The sequence below is a fragment of the Candidatus Bipolaricaulota bacterium genome (assembly GCA_021159055.1).
Classification (GTDB): domain Bacteria; phylum Bipolaricaulota; class Bipolaricaulia; order UBA7950; family UBA9294; genus S016-54.
The window spans coordinates 1-5,564 of the sequence record JAGGSO010000003.1 but is presented as its reverse complement, the minus strand read 5'-3'; the positions used below and the strand labels follow the sequence as shown (position 1 = coordinate 5,564).

The 5,564-nt window shown below is 61.9% G+C and carries 3 protein-coding genes; 1 reads left to right on the top strand and 2 read right to left on the bottom strand.

Features of this window, described 5'->3' with window-relative positions; translation table 11 throughout:
• Positions 1 to 405: 405 nt before the first annotated feature.
• Positions 406 to 1,227 (bottom strand): hypothetical protein, encoded by an 822-nt coding sequence (locus J7J55_00190; protein MCD6141137.1) that lies wholly within the window; start codon positions 1,225 to 1,227, stop codon positions 406 to 408.
• Between the two features lie 118 nt (positions 1,228 to 1,345).
• Here J7J55_00190 and J7J55_00185 point away from each other — a divergent pair, with 118 nt between their 5' ends.
• Positions 1,346 to 2,101, top strand: coding sequence for a hypothetical protein (locus J7J55_00185; GenBank protein ID MCD6141136.1), 756 nt, complete (start codon positions 1,346 to 1,348; stop codon positions 2,099 to 2,101).
• 29 nt (positions 2,102 to 2,130) lie between these two features.
• Here the strand turns inward: J7J55_00185 and J7J55_00180 are convergent, their stop codons facing one another.
• Positions 2,131 to 5,055, bottom strand: a complete 2,925-nt coding sequence (locus tag J7J55_00180; protein ID MCD6141135.1) for an exodeoxyribonuclease V subunit gamma — start codon at positions 5,053 to 5,055, stop codon at positions 2,131 to 2,133.
• Positions 5,056 to 5,564 lie beyond the last annotated feature (509 nt).

Below are 5,564 nucleotides of genomic sequence, written 5' to 3'. Positions count from 1 at the left end.
GACCCTTGACAGAAAACACTGCCCAAACCATGTCTCGTAGTGGCGGGGCTTGTCCCCGCCATCATCGGAACCGCTGTCGGAACGTCGCAGACAAGCTGCGCCGCTACAATGGCAGAGACGTCGCACGCAAGGTGCGAGGCTATAGAATCGCTCGCAGCATCGGGCTTCGTGCCCGATTGGTCCGAACCCCCGAACCGATTCGCCTACGGCGAATTTTTCGTCCTCACCGTAGCTCGCTGCGGAGTATTCACCGGAGGTCTTTTATGAATTTCTGTCCGCGCCCCGAGTAGGACGCCCCAAGCCAGCATCAGCCCCATCACCCGGCCCATTGCGCTTGCAATCAGGCGGAACAGGCACCTCACGATTCCCCCTGGTGGACTGACTGCACCAGGGGGAATCAGCGGCTCAGAAGCGGAGGGGAACCGGCAAGCTCAGGAAGTAGCGCTGGGGCTCCGTCCCGATCGGACCGAAGACAAACACCGCCAGGTGGAACTGGTATGTCCCGCTCGGGAGCGAATCAGGTGCGGTCCACGTCTCTTCGTGGGTGTAGGAGGTTCCCGGGAGCATGGTGTGGGTATAGACCGGGAAGGTATCGATGATGTAACCGTCTTGATCCATGACGTGCATGATCCCCCAGATCTGATCGTGAGAGATATGCAAGTTCCCGTTGTTGGTTACCAGCGCCTTAAGGATGATCTTGCGCGGGTTGGTCGGGGATTGATGGATGTCGATCGAGTCGAACCGCAGATGTGATTCCGCCTCCTTCCCTGGGTTAAGCAAGAACAAGGAGGCAAGCTGAGCGCTCACCACCACCTGCGCCCCGCTTTCCGGGGGCTTTACCTTGAACACCACGGCCACGTAACGACCGCCGTAGGGATCGAGCTTCTCCGGCATGGTGACCGTATAGTGGAAGTTCACGCTCCCACCCGCTGGGATCGTCTCCTCGGTCGGAGTGATCTCAAGGAGTCCCTTCCCGCTGTATGCGTAGTTGTCTTTGCTCGGATCGAGCAGGATCGGAACCCCCTCCGGGGCGGTGAACCCCTTCACCGTGGCGTCGACCACCACCGGCGCATCTCCGGTGTTGCTGATCGTTATCTCCCCTTGATACGACTCCCCGGGCGGGAGGATGACCTCCGTGACCATTGGGGAGAGCGACACTCCGGCGAGAGCGATCACGCCGAACCCCAACATCAACAGCACGACAGCAACTACAGACTTCTTCAGCATCGTTTACCTCACCTCCAATTAATCTCCACATTGATTGTTCCACAAAACCGGGCGTTTCAGACGCGAGTGCCGGTTGTATTTTTTTCTCAGTGATATAGACTTTTGTGAGGTGATTTGGATGAAAAAGATCGGATTCCGCATCATCCTGATCGGGCTGATTCTCGCCGCGGTCGGTCTGGTTGCCGTTGGAGAGGATTGGACTCCCGGCATGTTCTGGAGGTGGGAGGGGACGAACACGCAATCGCCGTCCGCCAAAGCGGTGATCACGATCTACGTCCTCACCGCCACGAAGGTCCTGGATGCAACCGCTTACGTACTCGGGCAGATCAACCGCTTCCCCGACACGTCGTTCGTCACCCTGGGGGAAGTGATGCGCCAGCCCAACTATCCGCCGTACGGGTTCGGCGTTCAGTTCCAGCACAACAATCTATGGCGGTTGAACCCGCCCGGCTGGGAATCGAAGCGAACCTGGAGCTGCCCCGACGACGGGACCGGGACGACCGTTCGCCGGGTGGAGGCGGATGACGTCACCGTTACAGTGCCTGCTGGTACGTACTGGCACTGCAGGAAGTTGGTCGAACACTATCAGGTCACGCACCCCGATATGACCGTCGACGAAACCGACACGACCTGGTATTCCACCGAAATCGACTGGCCGGTGAAGATGGTCCAGACATCCACAGTCAATGGAGTGACGTACACCGGCACGATGGTCCTCGTGGAGGCCGACACGATCGCGCCGGCGGAGGCGGCGCGCCAGCTCCTCGCCGCAATCGACGAGATGGAAGCACAACACAACGCCTCTCCAGCGGATGTCGCCGTCCTCCGTCACAAGCTCCTCTCCTTGGGACTGTTACCCGTCTCCCCACCCTAGGAGGCGTCGCTGACAGCGCCCTGCGCCGGTCAGTCCTCCTGCTTCCCCGGACAGATGGAGCGGAACGGGCAGTAGGTGCAAGCGTTGTACGTGGGAGCAGCCGGGAACCGGCCGGCGCGGATCCCCTCCTCCGCTGCCGCGATGTCGGCGCGGGCGCGGGCGATCGTCTTCTCATCCGGGACGTGGCGGCCGATGATCAGTTTCGGGGTAAGGAAGCGCAGTTCCACCCGGGCCGGGAGTTTTCCGAACAGCTTCTCGTAGGCGAGCGCGTAGATCGCGAGCTGCCGGCTCTCCTTGGTCCGCCTGTTCGCCTGCTCCTCGTCGGCGATCTGCGAGGTCTTGTAGTCGATGATCACCCCTTCTCCGTCGACGATGTCGATCCGATCGAACACGCCGACGACCTTCACCCCGCCTTCGGTGAACGCGAACCTCCGCTCGACGTGGGCCGGGGCCCCGTCCGAGCGCGCATGGGCGTGGAACTCCGCGAGCGCCTCCATCCCCTCCTCGAACCGGAGCTCCTCGTGAGCCCGGGTCAGGAACCCCTCCGCCTGCCAGTACTTACGGAATGCCTCCTGTAGCTGATCGAGCGGGGTCTCACGCCCGGCGAGGCGGTTCATGTTGTAGAGGCGAATCGCCTGGTGGATGGCGTAGCCGTAGATCACGGTGTGGTGTTGGCGGATCGGAACCTTGAGGACGTGGATGTAGCGGTACTTCAGCGGGCAGGTGAGGTAATCGTCGATCTTCTGATGGCTGAGTTCGATGATCGTCTCCCCCCGGTCGACCAAGGAGGGCGACTCGGCCTTGCCCTTGCCGTGGCGGGTGATGGCGGAAAGGGGCGATCCCTTGGTCGTTTTTAGCTTCATCGGCGGCAGATCGAGCGCCTCGGAGACGAACAGGCTCGGCTTGCGCGGCCGTTTCCCGCCGTAGTCCTGAGCGCTCGTGAGATAGAGCACCTCCTTCGCCCGCGTCATCCCGACGTAGAACAGGCGCCGCTCCTCCTGGCGGTGAAAGTCGGCGCTGGTGAGGATGTCCTTGACAAGCGCGTCGGGGAGCGGGATCGGATCGCGGCGGTGGGCCGATGGGAACCTTCCGGAGACGAGCCCGACGAGGAAGACGATCGGGAACTCCAGCCCCTTCGCCTGGTGGATGGTGAGGACGTTCACCGCGTCCTCGTCCCACTCCGCCTCACCGACCGGCGGGTTGTCACCCGCCTCGATCAGGGCGTCGAGGTACTCGATGAACCACGGGACGCGGTCGTAGCTCGCCACCTGGGAGAACCGCTCGATGATCCGGAAGAAGTGCGCGATGTTCTGGATGCGGAGGGCGTCGGCCGGATCGGTCGAGTTGGATAGCCGCTCGATCAGGCCGGTCCGTTCAGTCAGGTAGCGGTAGAGGACCTCGCCCGTCTTGGACTGGGCCGCGATCCCGAGCATCTCGGCGATGTCGTCGGCCAGCCGCCCCATCGCCTCCCTCCCGGCAGGGGAGAGGTCGAGGAAGGTCGGGCTCTTGCTCGCTGTCCGGAACACCTCGTACAGGGAGCGGTTCTTCCTCCGGGCGTAGCTCGTCGCCAGCGCGAGGTCCTCGGCCGGGACCGAGTACAGCGCCGAGGAGGCGAGAAAGTGGTAGGAGAGGTCGTTGTGCGGGTCGGCGAGGACGCGGAGGAAGGCGATCAGCGTCCGTATCTCCTCCCGGTCGTACAGGCCGCGGCTCCCGGAGAAGTGCCACGGGATGTGGAGGAGGTTCAGGGCGTGCAGGAACGGGTCGGCCTGGGCGTTGCTGCGCACAAGGATCGCGAAGTCCGAGTACGTCCTTCCTTCCTCCTTGACCCGACGTGCGATCTCCTCGGCGACGAAGTCGCACTCCTCATCCAACCGCTCGAAGTGGTGCTGGACGATCGGGGTCCCCTCCCCGGCGACGGCGCGGAGGCGCTTGGAGATCCCGCTCTTCACCTCGAGCCGGTCGGGGTTGTTGTTCTGGATCAGGCGGTAGGCCGCATCGAGGATCTGCTGGGTGGAGCGGTAGTTCTCAGTGAGGACGACGAGCTCTGCATCGGGGTACTCGTCCTGGAAGTTGAGGATGTTGCTGATCGCCGCGCCGCGGAACTTGTAGATCGACTGGTCGTCGTCCCCGCACACCGTGATGTTCCGTTCTGCGCCGGCGAGGAGCTTGAGGAGCTCGAACTGGGCGTAGTTCGTGTCCTGGAACTCGTCGACGAGGATGTAGCGGAAGCTCTCCTGGTAGCGTTTCAGCACCGCCGGATGCTCGCGAAGGAGCTTGAGCGAGAGGGCGATCAGATCGCCAAAGTCGACGAACCCCTTCTTTGCCATGAGCTCCTGGTACTTGGCGTAGGTCGCTGCCAGCTCCTCCTGCTCCGCCGCCTCGGACTCAAGCAGCTCCCGCTCCTCGGCAGAGAGATTCGCTTCGGCCTCGAGCCGGGCCCGCAGTCCCTCCGCATAATCCGCGTATTCCTCCGGAGAGACGTCCTCGTCCTTGGCACGGGAGAACAGGGTGAGGATCGCGCGCAGGTGACGGACCGGATTTCCCAGCGGACGGTACCGCTTCAACGGAAGCTCGAATAGATGCTCCTTGAGGAAGATCACCTGCTCGGCTTCAGTGAGGACCTGGTAGTCGGGCGATAGCCCCAACAAGAGCGCGTTCTCCCGCAGGAGCCGCTCGCAGAACGAATGGAACGTCCCGATCCGCGCTTCGATGTACCCGTACGGGACGAGGGTATCGACGCGTGACTCCATCTCCGCCGCTGCCCGCTCGGTGAACGTCAGCCCGAGGATCTCCGCCGGCTTGGCCCGCTTCTCCGCGATCAGCCATGCGATCCGCCGGGTGATCACTGTCGTCTTCCCCGTCCCCACACCAGCGAGGATGAGGAGCGGCCCGTCCCCGAACGTGACCGCGGCGAGCTGTGCTTCGTTAAGATCGGAAAGAAGGTCCCTGCTCATCTCACAACCAGTATACGAGCCGGAACCTCCCACGGCAATCGGGGCTACAGGGATAGAATCTGCGGAAAGATGCCGTAGGATACCCCACAGCGAGCTGCGGACGGAGATCCGCCGCTACGAAAGGTTGGATTATCCGTAACGTCGCAGCTTGTCTGCGACGTTTCGATCGACAGCGGGGAAGCGATTCGCACTCCCGGCGGGCACAGGGCCCGCCACTACAAAAGATCTTCGTAGTGTCGCACCCTGTGTGCGACGAAACGAATCTTCAGACTCGGGCAATACGCGCATGACGGCCGATCCCAAGAACCACACCCCCCGTCAAGTAGACATTCTGCTTGAGCAGGAGCTACCCGTCACTGTATAAAATTAAAAATTAATGGTAGACCCGGTTATACCTATGCTTTTTCTTCCTCTGCCTTGCCCGCTGTCTTCAAGGGTTCAACTCTCCACTTCATGGTACGCTCTTTGTAGCCACCTATTTTGAAGGTCAAATAAAGATAGGCATCATT

What these genes read in the sequence shown, in the direction of transcription:
- J7J55_00190 (MCD6141137.1), bottom strand. Translation starts at nt 1,227, where the DNA reads ATGCTGAAGAAGTCTGTAGTTGCTGTCGTGCTGTTGATGTTGGGGTTC.
- J7J55_00185 (MCD6141136.1), top strand. Translation starts at nt 1,346, where the DNA reads ATGAAAAAGATCGGATTCCGCATCATCCTGATCGGGCTGATTCTCGCC.
- J7J55_00180 (MCD6141135.1), bottom strand. Translation starts at nt 5,055, where the DNA reads ATGAGCAGGGACCTTCTTTCCGATCTTAACGAAGCACAGCTCGCCGCG.